The following is a 16,166-nucleotide window of genomic DNA, read 5'->3' on the forward strand; positions in this document are numbered from 1 at the left end:
TCATTAAGTATAGACAAGAATTCCTCACTTTCATAGTAAAAAAGACAAGAAAAGAGCGTGGGACAAAAATCACTTTGGATTTTTGCTCCACGCTCAAAAACTGATAAACGGCGGGAACAAAAGCAACTCCTTAGGAAATAAGCCGGAATTCTCCAAAAATTACAGAACAATTTTCGGAAATTCCTTCTTATTTCTCGGAGTTAAACGCTTCTGTCCCGACCTCTTTTTATTCCTCATAGTCGCCTTCTTCAGCAAATTGACTATTGTATAGTTTTTCATAGAAGCCACCTTGTTCCAGCAACTCATGATGCGTACCTTTTTCAATGATTTCTCCTTGTTTCATAACAAGAATTAAATCAGCTTCACGAATAGTTGATAGACGGTGGGCAATAACGAAACTCGTTCGTCCTTCCATAACACGATCCATTGCTTTTTGAATTAAGGCTTCCAAGCGTGTATCGACTGAACTAGTCGCCTCATCTAAAATCAAAATTTTTGGATCAGAAATTACCGCTCGGGCAATGGTCAACAATTGTTTTTGACCAAGGGAAACGTTATCTCCCTCAGAATTGATTTCCATTTCATACCCGTCTGGCATTGTCCGAATGAAGTGATCCACATTGGCCGTTTTCGCTGCATCGACAACTTCATAATCCGTGGCATCTAACTTCCCAAAACGAATGTTATCTGCAATGGTACCTTTATACAACCAAGCATCTTGCAATACCATTCCAAATACAGAACGGACATCACTACGATTCATTTTTTTCGTGTCAATGCCATCAATTTTAATGGCGCCTTCTGTTACATCATAAAAACGCATCAGTAAGTTGATTAAGGTTGTTTTCCCAGCGCCAGTTGGTCCCACAATCGCAACCATTTGGCCCGCATCAACTTTAAAGTTCAAATTACGAATTAACGGTTTTTCTGGGTCATAACTAAAGCTGACATTTTCAAATTCAACAGAGCCTAAAATAGGTTCTGGCAAAGGAACATCTTGTTCGTTAAGTTCTTCTTCTGGTTCATCTAGGATTTCAAAAATCCGCATGGTCGAAGCTGAAGCGCTTTGTAAAGCTGCAGACAACTGCGTAATATTCCCCATTGGTTGGCTAATTTGCCAAATATATTGAATAAACGCTTGTAATTGCCCCACTACGATCACACCAGCAACCACATAGTAACTACCAAGGACAGCTACCCCGATATAGGTCCCATAAGCGGTCATCTGAACCAATGGCAACATTAATCCTGAGATAAAGGATGCTTTGAAACCAAAACCATTTAAACGATGATTAACTTGTTTAAAGCCTTCAAGGGTTTCTTTTTCCCGACCATATAGTTTTAAAACACTGAACCCAGTCATATTTTCTTGAACATAACCATTTAAGTCTCCTAAAGAATTTTGCATTCCTTGGAAATATTTCTGGGAGATTTTAACAATTGTTCTTGAAATAATCAGAGACAACGGAATCATAATTACTGAAAAAATCGCCATCAGCGGATTGATTAAGAACATCATCACTACCGCCATCACAATACCTAGGACTGCCGAAACAATATTAATAAAACTTTGTTGCATCGCATTGCTGACAGCATCCACATCGTTCGTCACCCGTGACAAAATATTTCCTTGTTGGTTCTTATCAAAATAAGAAACTGGCAAACGATTGATTTTTTCTTCAATATCGCGACGTAAATCGCGCATGGATTGTTGAACGACATTCGTCATTAAAAAGCCTGACAAAAATTGTGCCACACAATAACCTGTTCCCACAACTAAAATCCAAATTAAACATTGGATTACATAATCAAAATTAATGGATTCGCCAGCCGCAATATTACGGCTAATTTCTGTCGTTGGTAATCCAGTCAAATAAGGCAACGCTGCATTAAAGGCAACGGTTAATATTGTAAATAAAATAACTAAATAAAACGTCATTCGGTACGGTTTAATATAGCGACCGATTCGTTTCATAGAAGAAAAGGCGTGTTTCATGCTAATTCCTCCTCTGACAATTGAGAAGCCGCAATATCATAGTAAATTGGACAAGTCTCAAGTAATTCACGATGTGTGCCAATTCCGACCACGTCGCCTTCGTTTAAAACAACAATGCGGTCCGCATGCATAATTGTTCCAACACGTTGTGCCACAATTAAAACAGTGGATTCTGTTGTTTCTTTTTTCAGACGCGCTCGTAAATTTGCATCTGTTTGATAATCTAACGCAGAGAAACTATCATCAAATATATAAATTTCCGGATTGCGAATAATCGCCCGTGCGATAGCTAAACGTTGTTTTTGACCACCAGAAAAGTTCGTGCCACCTTCTGAAAGAGGTTCATCATAGCCTTGCGGTTTTTGTGAAACAAATTCTGTAGCTTGAGCAATGTCAATTGCTCGTTCCATTTCTTCTAACGTCGCATCTTCCTTACCGTAGCGAAGATTATCAGCAATTGTACCAGTAAAAAGTAACGCTTTTTGTGGAATATAGCCAATCTTATTGCGTAATGCACTAAGTTGGTACTCTTTTACGTTCACTCCATCGATTAAAATTTCACCTTCTGATACATCATAAAACCGTGGAATCAATTGAATTAATGTTGATTTCCCACTACCTGTGCTCCCAATAAAGGCCACTGTTTCACCAGGTGACGCCTTAAAACTTACATTGCGGATGACTGGGCTTTCCGCATGTCCAGGATAGGCAAAGGTTACATTTTTAAACTCTAGATAGCCTTTAGTAGCTGTTTCTGTTACGCCTTTTTCTTCACGAATAGCTGGTTCCATGTCTAAGGCTTCTTGAATCCGTGAAGCCGAAACCGCAGCCCGCGGATACATCATAAAGACACTGGCAAATAACATAAACGAGAACAGCGCATGGAAAATATATTCAATAAAAGCTATTAAATTCCCAACTTCTAAATCCCCGTGGCTGATTTGAACAGTCCCGCTCCAAATGATTAAGACCATCACAATATTAAATAAGAAAAAGAAGCCTGGTTGGGCTGCTGCCATTAAACGAAACAGACTTTTTGAACTTTTAGTATAAGTTTCATTGACTTTATTAAAACGAGATTCTTCAAATTTTTCATTAACAAATGCGCGTATTACCCGCAATCCAGAAAGATTTTCTCTTAAAATCCCGTTGATTCCATCTAAGTTCTTTTGTTGCTTTTTAGATAACGGTTCTGACAAACGAGCAATCCCGACAACTGCTAGCAGCAGAAAAGGCAAGGCACCTAAAACGTACATTCCTAACGACGGACTCGTTCGCATCACCATGTAAAGACTGGCAATAAACATCACTGGCGTCATAAAGCCAAGACGTAAAATATTTCCCATGAAGAGCATAATTTGGTATGCATCATTGGTCGTTCGCGTAATTAAGGAAGAAACCCCAATACTTTCATATTCACTGTGTGAGAAAGTTTGAATCTTTTCAAATAAATCATCACGAATATCACGAACAATGTTTGTTGTAATTCTGGCACCAAAGTACCCTAGCAAAATATTCATTGCGACACCAATAATCGTAATTACAACCATCCAAATCCCTTGCTGATAAATATAGTCCATATCTCTAGGAATAATTCCTTTGTCAATCATTCGTGCTAAAATGGTCGGCAAGCCTAATTCAATCAAAATAAAACCAAACACACAAATAAAATCAGCAAAAAGTAATTTTTTATAACGCATTGTGTAACGCCACATTAACTTCAATTAATCATCTCCTTCTTATCTTACTTTAAATTTTCTAGTACTCCCACTGTATCAAAAAGAAATCGGTAATACAAGCTGTCTGGCTAGAAAAAACAGCCTTTCTCTTTCTATCCTTTCTCTTTTTGATTTTCTAAAAAATAGATAATTTTAATGATTTACTTATACGATTAAAATTGCTACTTCCTTTTGATTGTGCCATAATTGGGAAAAACTGAAAGGACCCTTTGAATGAAAAAATTATTCTTCATTTTTCTCGGTTCCTGTACGTTTGCTTTAGGCACGTTAGGAATCTTTTTGCCGCTTTTACCCACCACTGGTTTTTATTTATTAACGGCCTTTTTTTGGATGCGTAGTTCAGATAAACTTTATAACAAATTTTTAGCTTCTTCTTATTATCAAAAATATATCCAAGAAGCCTTCTTTGAGAAAAAAATTACTCGTAAAGGTAAATGGAAACTATTTATTTCCATGTTTCTTTTATTTGCCATTCCGTGTTTAATTGTCCGAAATACGTTGATGACTACGACTTTAGCGATTGTTTATTTAGCCCACGTGATTGGCTTAAGTTGGTATTGGCGTCCTAAAAAAAAGGCACTCGAACTTGATCAAGAATAAGGCGAAACAAGAAATTTGTTTTTTTTTAAAGTCCAGTGAGTGTTTCTATACTTCCTTATCATTCTATGATAAAATAAGCTTAATTGTTGTTATTCACAACACACGGGACGGTTGAAAAAGAACACATAAAATCAAATACCCAGAATGAAGCAAAGTCGAGGCTTCATTTCATCATTAACAGATGTTTTTGATGAGCATTCTTTTTTAGGTGATCAGCACCTCGTTTTGTTGTGTTTAATTTTCTGTCTTAAAATGAAAAAAACTATAAATTGCTACTATTAGTAGCTGAAGGAGAAATGAATCGATGATTTACAAAGTATACTATCAAGAAACAAAAATCAGAAACCCAAAAAGAGAAGACACAAAATCTCTTTACATGGAAGCCGATAGCGATGTAATCGTGCGCCAATTAGTTGAAGAAAATACCCCATACAATATTGAATACGTTCAATTATTAGACGAAAAACATCTTGCTTACGAGCAAGAACATGCGGACTTCACTCTAACGGAGTTTTAACATGAAAGTAAACATAAAAAATAACGAAACTGGCGTTTTTGCAATCGGTGGTTTAGGCGAAATTGGAAAAAACACATATGGGGTACAATTCCAAGATGAAATTATCATTATTGATGCTGGGATCAAATTCCCAGAAGATGATTTACTTGGGATTGACTACGTGATTCCAGATTATAGCTACATCGTTCAAAATTTGCATAAAGTCAAAGCACTCGTTATTACCCACGGTCACGAAGACCATATTGGTGGCGTCCCTTATCTTTTACGTCAAGCGAATATCCCAATCTATGCAGGACCACTAGCCTTGGCTTTAATTACCAACAAACTAGATGAACATGGTTTATTGCGAGAAGCGGAATTACACGAAATTAATGAAGATACGGTGATTCGTTTTAGAAAAACAGCGATTAGCTTTTTCCGGACGACTCACAGTATTCCTGATGCCTTGGGCGTTGTGGTTAAAACGCCTTCTGGTAACATTGTCGCAACAGGTGACTTTAAGTTTGACTTTACACCCGTTGGTGAGCCGGCCAACTTACACAGAATGGCGAAATTAGGTGAAGAAGGCGTCCTTTGTCTTCTTTCAGACAGTACCAATGCTGAAATACCCACCTTTACAAAATCCGAAAAAACAATTGGGACCTCTATTTTAAAAATCTTTGAAAAAATTGATGGTCGGATTATCTTTGCCAGTTTTGCTTCAAACATTTTCCGTTTACAACAAGCTGCTGATGCAGCCGTGAAAACCGGTCGCAAAATTGCTGTTTTTGGTCGTAGCATGGAAAATGCCATTGTCAATGGCGAACGCTTAGGCTACATCAAAGTGCCAAAAGGAACGTTTGTCGATGCGGCGGAACTGAATCAATTGCCAGCAAATGAAACAATGATTTTATGTACTGGCTCTCAAGGAGAACCTATGGCCGCGCTTAGTCGGATTGCTAACGGTACACATCGCCAAATTAGTATTCAACCAGGCGATACGGTTGTTTTCTCAAGTTCACCAATTCCTGGGAATACGACAAGCGTTAACCGTTTAATCAACTTATTATCTGAAGCCGGTGCAGAAGTTATCCACGGAAAAATCAATAATATCCATACTTCTGGTCACGGTGGACAAGAAGAGCAAAAATTAATGCTTCGTTTGATGAAGCCTAAATATTTCATGCCTGTTCATGGTGAATTTAGAATGTTAAAAATCCATGCTTCGCTCGCTCAAGATACAGGGGTTCCTGAAGAAAATTGCTTTATCATGGGCAACGGCGATGTCTTAGCTTTAACGGCTGATAGCGCACGTCCTGCTGGTCACTTCAACGCTAATGACGTGTACGTTGATGGAAATGGTGTCGGTGATATCGGGAATGTTGTTTTACGGGATCGTCGTATCTTATCTGAAGAAGGTTTAGTTTTAGCGGTAGCAACGGTTGATATTAAAAATAAAGAAATTATGGCTGGTCCAGACATTCTTTCCCGTGGTTTTGTCTACATGCGTGAGTCTGGTGATATGATTCATGAAGGCCAACGTCTTTTATTCAATGCTCTACGTGAAGCAATGAAAGATAAAAACTGTACCGAAGCAAAATTAGGCGAAGCCATGACGACCGCTTTACAGCCTTTCTTGTTTGAACAAACAGAACGTCATCCAATGATTCTGCCAATGATTATGACTGCCACAGTTAGTGATCAATAAAGCTCTCATTTAATAGAGAAGAAAAATGTTTGTCCATTTTTCTTCTCTATTTTTTCTAACAAAAAAACACCTAACATGCGTTAGGTGTTTTTGGATTATTTTTTATTAGTTTTTTTCTACGTTAACTGCTTGAGGGCCACGGTCTGAATCTTCAACATCAAAAGTCACTGCTTGACCTTCTTCTAAAGTTTTGAAACCATCACCTTGGATAGCTGAGAAGTGTACGAATACGTCGCTTCCGTCTTCGCGTGAGATAAACCCAAAACCTTTTTCTGCGTTAAACCATTTTACTGTTCCTTGTTCCATTCTTTTGTTCCTCCTCGTGCATTTGCACATAAATAGTCGTAACTTTGCTCGCTTCCAATAGAATATTTAAAAAAATTTAAAAAGTCTACATAATTCCAAACAAGATTACCCTTTCATTTTACACGTGATAAAATATTTTTGCAAGAATTGTCCTCATTCTGAAGCAAAAAAATTCTCTTCTCTCAAACTAATGTATCCGCTATCACCAACAATAATATGATCCAACAATTGAATCCCCATCATTTCGCCACATTCTTCCATTCGTTTAGTAAATTGAATATCTTGTGGTGACGGTGTCGGATTGCCAGATGGATGATTATGAGCTAATAGTATGCGAGCAGAAGAATATTTAACCGCTTCCCGAAAAATTTCGCGTGGATGAGCAATACTTTGATTCAGTGATCCTTTGAAAATCGTTTTCTGTTGGATAATGTCATTCTTGGTATTCAAGTAAATACAAATTAAATGTTCTTGTTGCAGCCCCTTCATCTCTTGGAGTAATCGTTGAGCGACTTGTTGACTGGACGTAACTTTGCCAAATTTGATTTGACTACTTTGATAAATTCGACACCCCAATTCAATGGCCGCACGTAATTCAATGGCTTTCACTTGGCCAATGCCTTTAATAGCCATTAACTCGTTCAACGTAGCTTGCTGCAAATAAGAAAGTTGCTTAAACTGTTTTAATAGCGTTGCGGCAACAGTCATCACGTCTGCTTCTTTTGAGCCAGTTCGTAACAGAATCGCCAACAACTCTTGATTCGATAATGCTTTTTCTCCTATCGCTAAGAGCCGTTCTCGTGGTAAACAATCACTCGGCATCTCGCGAATAAACAGATCCGATACTTGCATAAAAAAACCTCCTTTGCTAGTCATTAATAAACTACGCAAAGGAGTGTTGTTTTTATTATTTTAAATAATGTGGCGCTTGATGTAAACTCTCCAAGACATGTAATGTTTTCTCTTGGATAACTTCAGTTGGTTGCAATAAATCAGGTACCATGATCACTGGAATGCCCGCACTATGAGCCGCACTTACCCCATGAAATGAGTCTTCGAAAATCAAGGTTTTCGGGGCTTCTGTTCCTAAAAGTTGACGAGCTTTTTGAAAAATTTCTGGGTCCGGTTTTGCTCGTTTAACATCCTCTGCTGAAACGATCCCTACAAAACGATCCTGAATCCCAGCATGGCTTAATAACATTTCAATTGCTGGACGGACGTTACTTGAAGCAACTAATCGAGGAATTTTTTGATCATCTAAAAAGTCGAGGAATTCCACCACCCCTGGTTTTAAAGGGACGTTACCAGATTGAAACTCTTGCAAGGTATCATCATAAGAACGGCGGATAAATTCTTCCACTGTGTCGTGACCATAAGATGCATAAATACGTCGGTAATTCTCTTGTACTTCTTCATCGGAAATCCCAACATAGTCTAAATAGACTTCTTTACTATATGGTAACCCCATTGCATCTGCTACTTTTTGAGTAGATGTATAGTAAATCAACTCCGTATCAAAAAGCAACCCATCCATATCAAAAATTACGCCATCAAATTTCTTCATCATTTCCTCCTATAGTTAAAAGTAATTCTCTTACTTGAGAAACAAAATATAATGAACCTGTTACTAATAATAAATCATCTGTCGACATTTTTTCTAAAATTTCGCCTAAGCCAAATTGCCATAAAGACACAATTTCTGTTAAATCGTCTTCATATTTTTCCATTTCTGTAAGTGCAATAGCTTTAGGGTAATCAAAGCTAGTTAAGTAAAGATGCGCATTCGGTACTTGCTTTAAGTCCTGAATCATCTCATCCACGTCTTTAGTTGCTAAAGCTGAAAATAAAATATGAATCGTGTGTTGTGGAAACTCTTTGCGCAAGTTTTCAACTAAGCGTTTTACTGCATGATCATTGTGGGCACCATCTAAAACAATCAACGGTTCATCACTAAGACGTTCCATTCGAGCTGGCCATTGCGCTTTAGCTAACCCTTGAGTAATGTCTCGTTCTTTAAACGGCAAATGTTGTAGTTGGCAATACTTGTCAAATAATTGAATAGCTACCGCCGCGTTTTCTACTTGGTGACGCCCCAACAAGGGAACTTTAATTTTTGTCAGTTTGCCCATTTCTCCATAGAAATTAAATACTTCCCCCCATTGTGTATCAGGATGTAGATATTCCACTTGATACTCTTTGCCAAAACGAAAAATTGGACTCTGTTTTTCTTGTGCGACTTTTTCAATGACTGCTAGCGCATCAGCACAAATATTGCCTGTTACTACTGGGACTTTTTCTTTAATAATACCCGCTTTTTGATAGGCAATTTCAGCAATTGTTTCACCTAAAATTTCTGTGTGATCCTTCCCAATTGTCGTAATTCCCGTCAATAATGGCTTCACGACATTGGTGCTATCAAGTAATCCACCTAAGCCAACTTCAACAACTGCGATATCCACTTGTTCATTCACGAAATAGTCCAAGGCCATTCCTGTCAATGTTTCGAATTCTGTAATTCCAGCCACTTCAGTGATTTGGTCTAATTCTTTAATGATTGGTTGATACTTTTCCACATAGGTAATCAATTGTTCGTCTGAAATTGGTTGACCATTTATCGCAATTCTTTCATTAAATGATTCAATATAAGGAGAGGTAAAGGTTCCGACTTTCAAGCCCATTTCTTCTAATAGACAGCGTAAATATGTCACGGTTGAGCCTTTACCATTGGTTCCTGCGATATGAATCGTTGGCACTTTGTTTTCTGGATGATCAATTTTTTCTAATAACGCATTGATCCGATCCAAACCAGGTCTTGAACCAAAGGGTAACCGGCTATGAATCCATTCAATGGCTTCTTCTATTGTTAATTGCATCTTGTCCAACTCCTTGTCTTCTTCTACATTATAACTAAGTTAGGTGACTTTTTCACTAATAACCAATTGAAACTTTTTCTTGAAAACTTTTTGCATTTTTCATAATTTTGCGTTATTAGCGGATACATTAATGAACTTATGGTAAACTAACATTCTGGATGGTTCATTCTAGCCAGCCAATTAAAAACTATTTTTAGAGCGTTCAACACGCTTATTCATGATTTTTTTATAAAGGTGGACTTATTTTGATGAAAAACAAATCGAAGCTTTTATGGTTAGGAAGTTTTTTCTTGCCGTTTTTACTTCTGTTGCTTGTATGGATGACATTACAACTTGCGCCTTTTGGTGACAACAACTTATTAGTTAGTGATTTAGGCACACAATACATGCCTTTCTTGAGTTTTTTAAAACGCTCTTTTCACGAGGGAATAACTACATTCTACTCTTTTTCCAATGAGATTGGTGAATCGATTGTTCCTTTGGCAGCCTATTACTTACTGAGCCCTTTTAATGTGTTGGCTTTCTTTTTTCCTTATGAACAATTACCTATAGCAATTTTATGGATTATTACCTTAAAACTTGCCTTGATGGGCACTACGATGTTTAGCTATTTAAAATACACCTATCAAAAAGTTGATGGCACCACGTTACTTTTTTCAACGTCCTATAGTTTCTGTGGCTTTGTCACCGTCTATAGCCAAAACTTTATGTGGTTGGATGCACTGATTCTATTCCCGCTTATCTTATTGGGACTCCAACGTTTATGGGATCAACGCAAATGGGGCTTATACAGTATCACCCTATTTTTAGCGATTGTGACGAATTACTACATGGGTTATATGATTTGTCTCTTTGCTGTTTTGTACAGTATCTATTGGTTCTTTAAAAAGAATACCCAAGCCCATGCTATTCGGCAATTTTTTAAACAAAGTCCGTTATTCATCCTCGTTTCTTTTTTAACAGGAACCGCAACTAGTTTTTTATTATTACCTGCAGCAGAAGGGATGCTCTATACAAAAAAAGCAGATTTTGATGTCTCGACGTTCTTTTTAACGCCTAAGTTCAACACTTCGTTCTTCTCGCAATTAGGCTTAGGTTCTATTAATTATGAGTTGCGTTTAGACCATTTACCAACCGTTTTTGCTGGATTATTTGTGACACTCCTCTGTGTTGCCTATTTTCAAACGAAACAAATTGCGTTAAAAGAAAGAATAGCTTCAGCAATTCTTTTATTCATTCTCTTTTTAAGCTTTTGGTTAGAAGCCTTTAATACTGTGTGGCACATGTTTCAAAGCCCAGCTGGGTTCCCTTACCGAAATGTCTTTATCTTTAGCTTTTTATTGATTGTCTTTGCCTATGAAGTTTGGCTTAAAAAAGTGACCATTCCTTGGACCGCACCTATTATTTTTAGTCTGCTGTTAGTCATTGGCTACGGATCTTTGTATTATGGTCCACAAAAGAATCTCTTAATTTCGATCAATTATTTATGGCTAAGTTTACTTTTTATTTGGTTGATTTTCGTTTGCTTGCGTTTAGCACACAAAAAGGCCTTAAAAAATTATGTAGTCGTGGCTTTATTCTTACTGGTCAGCACAGAATTAACAACGAATTTCTGGATTTCTTTTAAACACATGCCCTTTGGTAGCCAAGCAACATTTGCCCAAGATTACCGAAAACACAGCCAATTAATCGATGAAAAAATGGCCTCAGCACCAGAACTTTATCGCATGAAACAAGTCATTCCTTCCAAAGAAACAGGGTTCCGTGAAATCAATAACGGCTACAATAATCCTTTACTTTATGGCTATGCTGGCGTTTCTAGCTATACTTCGACTTTAACTGCCACTACCCAAGACACATTAAGTGCGCTAGGTTTATATCGAAAAAATGATCGCCGGATTGCCTATGTGGATAATTCACAACTAACCAATTTACTTTTAAATGTGAAATATGACTTTTTACCAATTGAAAAACCTACGAGTGAAAAATTGCTAAAAACAGTTGGTTCCACGAAAATCATGGAAAATGATGAAGCGATCGGTATGGGCTTTTTGGCGCCAACCGCATTAACCAAGTTAAAATTAGCAAAAAATAATCCTTTAGATGCCCAAGAAGAACTCCTGCAAACGCTCGTGCCGACGGATAAACCTTACTTTAAAACAGCTTCGTTGATAAATGAACCTCATCATACCAACGAAACAATTGAAGCAACCTTTAAAGTGAATAGTACTGGTGACTTGCATCTTTATATTCCGAATTTAAAATGGAAAAAAGTTACACAATTGAAGGTAAACCAACAAGTTATCTCGACGCCGATTTATATTGCAACCAATCAACTGTTCAATTTAGGGCATTTTGAAAAAGGAACTACCGTGACCCTGTCACTAACTGCTGAACAAGTGGTTGATTTAAGCAATTGGCAACTTCAAACTTTAGACCAAACAGCCTTTAATCGTGCGGTTGACAAATTACGCCAACAAGCTCTTCACGTGAATGCAACTAAAAAAGGCCATTTAAATGGCGCACTGAATGTACCTGGAAATGATACTCAGTTACTGTATACGTCCATTCCTTATGACCAAGATTGGCAAGTCAAATCGTCGCTACAAAAAGAACCCTTAAAAACACAACGCATTCTAGGTGGCTTTTTAGCTGTTGAAGTCCCAGCTGGCAAACAGCAGTTAACCTTTGCCTATCATCCAAGAATGATTTATCTCGGCACTGCCGTCAGCGGAACGATTTTACTGGGAACGGCTGGTTATCTTGGCTTTAAAAAATACCGTCGAAAACGTCAGGAGGCCACTCATGACTAATCAGAAAAAATTTTTAAATGGACTCATTCGGTGGTTACCCCTAGTTGGACTGGTGCTTTTCTTCGGCTTAATTTTATGGGGATATTCCAGAGGAATTTTTCATTCTGTTGCTTCCTTGCAAGCTTTTATTAAACAGTTTGGTAACTATGCGGTTCTGTGTTTTATTCTTTTACAAATCGTCCAAGTGATTATTCCTATTCTACCTGGAGGAATCTCTTCTGTTGCAGGAATGTTGATGTTTGGCAATTTGCAAGGCCTTTTGTATAGCTATCTTGGATTGATTATTGGTGAGTTTATTGGCTTTTTACTGGTTCGTTACTATGGACGTAGCTTTGTAAAAATAATCCTTTCACCCAATAAATACAAAAAATTTGAAGAGATTTTGGACAAAAATGAACACAATGTCAAAAAGCTCTTAATCTTTACTATGTTAGTCCCCTTCGCTCCAGATGATATTGTTTGTTTAGTGGCGGGAATTACAGATATTTCTTTAAAAGAATTCATGAAAATTGTTCTTTTATTGAAATTCTGGTCTGTGGCTACTTACAGCTACTTAATGTTGTATTTGTTTCAATTATTTGGCAAATTATAACAAAAAGACAACAAAACCAACTTTTGGTTTTGTTGTCTTTTCTTTTTTAGATTGAACGTAATTGGGCAATCCGTTCTTTGACAGCCTCTTGTTTTTCAAGGTAGTCTTTTTCTTTTGCACGTTCTGCTTCCACGACCTCATCTGGTGCATTTGACACAAAACGTTCATTTGAAAGTTTGCCTTGCACACGTTTGACTTCTTTTGTCCATTTGTCTAATTCTTTTTCTAAGCGAGCAATTTCTTCCTCGATATTAATCAACCCAGCTAATGGTAGGAATAGTTCTGCGCCTGTTAAAACAGCGGACATGGCTAATTCTGGTGCTTCTATTTCACGGCTGATGACTAATTCCTCTGGATTACAGAAGCGTTCTAAGTAGCTAGTATTAGCTGTTAAAAATTCTTCTACTTCTGTATCGTTTGTTTTAATTAACAAAGTAATTGGTTTAGAAAGTGGTGTATTCACTTCTGCTCGAATATTCCGAACCGAACGAATAACTTCTTTCAGAACTTCCATTCCTCGAGCTGCTGCTTCATCGTTAAATTCTTCATGCACAACTGGGTACTCTGCCACAACCAATGACTCACCTTGATGCGGAATTTTTTCCCAAATTTCTTCTGTTACAAACGGCATAATTGGATGCAATAAGCGTAAGATTTGATCTAACGTGTACACCAAGATGCTCCGTGTTGTTTGTTTAGCTGCTTCATTGTCTCCGTAAAGAATTTCTTTACTCATTTCAATATACCAATCACAGAAATCATCCCAGATGAAGTTGTATAATTGGCGACCCGCTTCACCGAATTCAAAACGATCAAATAATTCTGTCACACGGGCGACCGTTTCGTTTAAGCGCGTTAAAATCCAACGATCAGCGACAGTCTTTTCACCACTAAAGTCAATATCTGCAGCAGTCATACCTTCTACATTCATGATAACGAAGCGACTTGCATTCCAGATCTTATTGATAAAGTTCCAAGAAGCATCCATTTTTTCATAACTAAAACGAACATCTTGACCTGGAGCTGAACCATTTGATAAGAACCAACGCAATGCATCTGCGCCATATTTTTCGATGACATCCATTGGATCAATCCCATTCCCCAATGATTTACTCATTTTGCGTCCTTGCTCATCACGAATTAAGCCGTGAATTAAGACATTTTGGAAGGGACGTTCACCTGTAAACTCTAAGCTTTGGAAAATCATACGACTTACCCAGAAGAAGATGATGTCATAGCCAGTAACTAATGTGCTTGTTGGGAAGTAACGTTGATAATCTTCGCTTGCTTCATCTGGCCAACCCATCGTTGAAAATGGCCATAATGCAGAACTAAACCATGTATCTAAGACGTCACTATCTTGAACCCAGTTTTCACTGTCGGCTGGCTCTTCCATCCCAACATACATCTCGCCCGTTTCTTTGTGATACCAAGCAGGAATTTGATGGCCCCACCATAATTGTCGCGAAATAACCCAGTCATGTACATTTTCCATCCAACGTAAAAATGTTTGATTGAAGCGTGGTGGATAAAATTCAACAGCGTCTTCTGTTTCTTGATTTTTCATTGCTTTTTCAGCTAATGGTCCCATTTTTACAAACCATTGGGTCGATAAACGAGGTTCCACGACAACGCCTGTTCGTTCTGAATGGCCCACGCTGTGATTCATTGTTTCGATCTTAATTAAGCGACCTAGTTCTTTCAAGTCAGAGACAATCGCTTTACGTGCGGCAAAACGATCCATTCCTTCGTATTTTCCAGCCAGTTCATTCATCGTGCCGTCTTCGTTCATAACATTTACTCGAGGTAAGTCATGACGATTACCGACTTCAAAGTCATTTGGATCATGGGCAGGTGTGATTTTTACAACCCCTGTTCCAAATTCCATATCTACATAGTCATCTGCAATAATTGGAATTTCTTTATCTACTAATGGCAAGACAACTGTCTTACCAATAAGTTCTTGATACCGTTCATCTTCTGGATGGACCGCAATCGCCGTATCTCCCAACATTGTTTCAGGACGCGTTGTCGCAATTTCAACAACGCCAGAACCATCTGATAATGGGTAGCTCATGTGGTAAAAAGCTCCTTCAATATCTTTATGGATTACTTCAATATCAGACAATGCTGTTTTCGCTTTTGGATCCCAGTTAATGATATATTCACCACGGTAAATCAAATCTTTCTCGTAAAGAGAGACAAACACTTTACGAACGGCCTCAGATAGCCCTTCATCTAAAGTAAAACGTTCACGGCTGTAATCTAAAGAAAGACCCATTTTTGCCCACTGTTCACGAATGTGAGAAGCATATTCTTCTTTCCATTCCCACACTTGATCAACAAATTTTTCACGACCTAAGTCGTAACGTGAAATTCCTTGTTGTGCTAGTTTCTCTTCTACTTTTGCTTGCGTGGCAATTCCGGCATGGTCCATTCCTGGCAGCCATAACGTATCAAAGCCTTGCATTCTTTTTTGGCGGATAATCATATCTTGTAATGTTGTATCCCAAGCATGCCCTAAGTGTAGCTTCCCTGTTACATTAGGTGGTGGAATAACAATTGAATAGGGCTTCGCTTTTTTGTCGCCACTTGGTTTAAATAAATCTTGATCTAGCCATTTTTGATAACGGCCAGCTTCGATTTCTGTCGGTTGATATTTCGTTGGTAAGTTTTTTTCTTCTGACATTTTTTCCCCTTCTTTCTTAAAATACGCGATTTGGAGCGGTAATTATTTTACAAATGAGTTTTTTTGGCTAAACACTAAAATACGCCCTAAAATACTTTCGTATTTTAGGGCGTAGATTCATCTTATTTACGCGGTACCACCTAAATTGCATTTGAATTGAATTCATTCAAATGCCACTCATTCGTGAGATAACGTTCACGAAACGAATCGTTCTACTAACGTACTGTGTTCAAACCATTGACTCACAAGCTACCTTCTCACTGGTTGTGTAAAAGTCTTGCACCTGAACGACTTTTTCTCTAAAACGACACCAATGATACTCCTCTTGTTCGCTGTCTTTGCTTCATTCTACAA

General features: G+C 37.8%; 12 protein-coding genes and 1 other annotated feature. Of the genes, 5 read left to right on the forward strand and 7 right to left on the reverse strand.

The annotated features are described in order from the left end of the window. Positions 1-226: 226 nt before the first annotated feature. Entirely contained in the window at positions 227-1,996 is a 1,770-nt protein-coding gene (gene efrB, locus IGJ90_RS12090) for a multidrug efflux ABC transporter subunit EfrB (RefSeq protein WP_016633963.1), read from the reverse strand. Then, positions 1,993-3,720 (reverse strand): multidrug efflux ABC transporter subunit EfrA, encoded by a 1,728-nt coding sequence (gene efrA, locus IGJ90_RS12095; protein ID WP_010783609.1) that lies wholly within the window; start codon positions 3,718-3,720, stop codon positions 1,993-1,995. Before efrA ends, efrB begins: the two co-directional genes overlap by 4 nt. Before the next feature lie 228 nt (positions 3,721-3,948). Here efrA and IGJ90_RS12100 point away from each other — a divergent pair, with 228 nt between their 5' ends. From IGJ90_RS12100 to rnjA, 3 genes are all read left to right on the forward strand, one after another. Continuing rightward, positions 3,949-4,335 (forward strand): YbaN family protein, encoded by a 387-nt coding sequence (locus IGJ90_RS12100; protein ID WP_002355126.1) that lies wholly within the window; start codon positions 3,949-3,951, stop codon positions 4,333-4,335. A 304-nt stretch (positions 4,336-4,639) separates the two neighbouring features. Continuing rightward, a complete protein-coding gene (locus IGJ90_RS12105; protein WP_002355123.1) occupies positions 4,640-4,852 on the forward strand; it encodes a DNA-directed RNA polymerase subunit epsilon in 213 nt (70 codons plus the stop codon). Between the two features lies 1 nt (position 4,853). Further along, positions 4,854-6,539, forward strand: coding sequence for a ribonuclease J1 (gene rnjA / locus IGJ90_RS12110; protein WP_002355122.1), 1,686 nt, complete (start codon positions 4,854-4,856; stop codon positions 6,537-6,539). A 105-nt stretch (positions 6,540-6,644) separates the two neighbouring features. On the opposite strand, the gene IGJ90_RS12115 is transcribed toward rnjA, so the two are convergent. The 4 genes from IGJ90_RS12115 to IGJ90_RS12130 form a co-directional block, all read right to left on the reverse strand. Beyond that, positions 6,645-6,845, reverse strand: a complete 201-nt coding sequence (locus tag IGJ90_RS12115) for a cold-shock protein (protein WP_002355121.1) — start codon at positions 6,843-6,845, stop codon at positions 6,645-6,647. A 153-nt stretch (positions 6,846-6,998) separates the two neighbouring features. Next, positions 6,999-7,697, reverse strand: a complete 699-nt coding sequence (radC, locus tag IGJ90_RS12120; RefSeq protein WP_002365188.1) for a RadC family protein — start codon at positions 7,695-7,697, stop codon at positions 6,999-7,001. Between the two features lie 55 nt (positions 7,698-7,752). After that, positions 7,753-8,412 carry an HAD family hydrolase gene (locus IGJ90_RS12125; RefSeq protein WP_002398690.1) on the reverse strand — a complete coding sequence of 220 codons (660 nt, stop codon included), beginning with the start codon at positions 8,410-8,412 and terminating at the stop codon, positions 7,753-7,755. Then, positions 8,396-9,718, reverse strand: coding sequence for a bifunctional folylpolyglutamate synthase/dihydrofolate synthase (locus IGJ90_RS12130; protein WP_002355117.1), 1,323 nt, complete (start codon positions 9,716-9,718; stop codon positions 8,396-8,398). The genes IGJ90_RS12125 and IGJ90_RS12130 overlap by 17 nt, the downstream gene beginning before the upstream one ends. A gap of 248 nt (positions 9,719-9,966) precedes the next feature. Between IGJ90_RS12130 and IGJ90_RS12135 the strand changes: the two genes are divergently transcribed. Then, positions 9,967-12,531 (forward strand): YfhO family protein, encoded by a 2,565-nt coding sequence (locus IGJ90_RS12135; protein ID WP_025186688.1) that lies wholly within the window; start codon positions 9,967-9,969, stop codon positions 12,529-12,531. Then, a complete protein-coding gene (locus IGJ90_RS12140; RefSeq protein WP_002355114.1) occupies positions 12,524-13,123 on the forward strand; it encodes a TVP38/TMEM64 family protein in 600 nt (199 codons plus the stop codon). The genes IGJ90_RS12135 and IGJ90_RS12140 overlap by 8 nt, the downstream gene beginning before the upstream one ends. 46 nt (positions 13,124-13,169) lie before the next feature. On the opposite strand, the gene IGJ90_RS12145 is transcribed toward IGJ90_RS12140, so the two are convergent. After that, positions 13,170-15,812: a valine--tRNA ligase gene (locus tag IGJ90_RS12145; protein WP_002372973.1), complete on the reverse strand. Its 2,643-nt coding sequence runs from the start codon at positions 15,810-15,812 to the stop codon at positions 13,170-13,172. 102 nt (positions 15,813-15,914) lie between these two features. Next, positions 15,915-16,154: a binding site (T-box leader), on the reverse strand. Positions 16,155-16,166 lie beyond the last annotated feature (12 nt).

The organism is Enterococcus sp. AZ129, assembly GCF_051714505.1.
GTDB classification, from domain to species: Bacteria; Bacillota; Bacilli; order Lactobacillales; family Enterococcaceae; genus Enterococcus; species Enterococcus faecalis.

Excerpts from the sequence above, each read along its gene's own strand:
- IGJ90_RS12140 (WP_002355114.1), top strand. The coding sequence starts at position 12,524 with ATGACTAATCAGAAAAAATTTTTAAATGGACTCATTCGGTGGTTACCC.
- IGJ90_RS12105 (WP_002355123.1), top strand. The coding sequence starts at position 4,640 with ATGATTTACAAAGTATACTATCAAGAAACAAAAATCAGAAACCCAAAA.
- IGJ90_RS12115 (WP_002355121.1), bottom strand. The coding sequence starts at position 6,845 with ATGGAACAAGGAACAGTAAAATGGTTTAACGCAGAAAAAGGTTTTGGG.
- radC (WP_002365188.1), bottom strand. The coding sequence starts at position 7,697 with ATGCAAGTATCGGATCTGTTTATTCGCGAGATGCCGAGTGATTGTTTA.
- IGJ90_RS12145 (WP_002372973.1), bottom strand. The coding sequence starts at position 15,812 with ATGTCAGAAGAAAAAAACTTACCAACGAAATATCAACCGACAGAAATC.
- IGJ90_RS12130 (WP_002355117.1), bottom strand. The coding sequence starts at position 9,718 with ATGCAATTAACAATAGAAGAAGCCATTGAATGGATTCATAGCCGGTTA.
- IGJ90_RS12125 (WP_002398690.1), bottom strand. The coding sequence starts at position 8,412 with ATGATGAAGAAATTTGATGGCGTAATTTTTGATATGGATGGGTTGCTT.
- efrB (WP_016633963.1), bottom strand. The coding sequence starts at position 1,996 with ATGAAACACGCCTTTTCTTCTATGAAACGAATCGGTCGCTATATTAAA.
- rnjA (WP_002355122.1), top strand. The coding sequence starts at position 4,854 with ATGAAAGTAAACATAAAAAATAACGAAACTGGCGTTTTTGCAATCGGT.
- IGJ90_RS12100 (WP_002355126.1), top strand. The coding sequence starts at position 3,949 with ATGAAAAAATTATTCTTCATTTTTCTCGGTTCCTGTACGTTTGCTTTA.
- IGJ90_RS12135 (WP_025186688.1), top strand. The coding sequence starts at position 9,967 with ATGAAAAACAAATCGAAGCTTTTATGGTTAGGAAGTTTTTTCTTGCCG.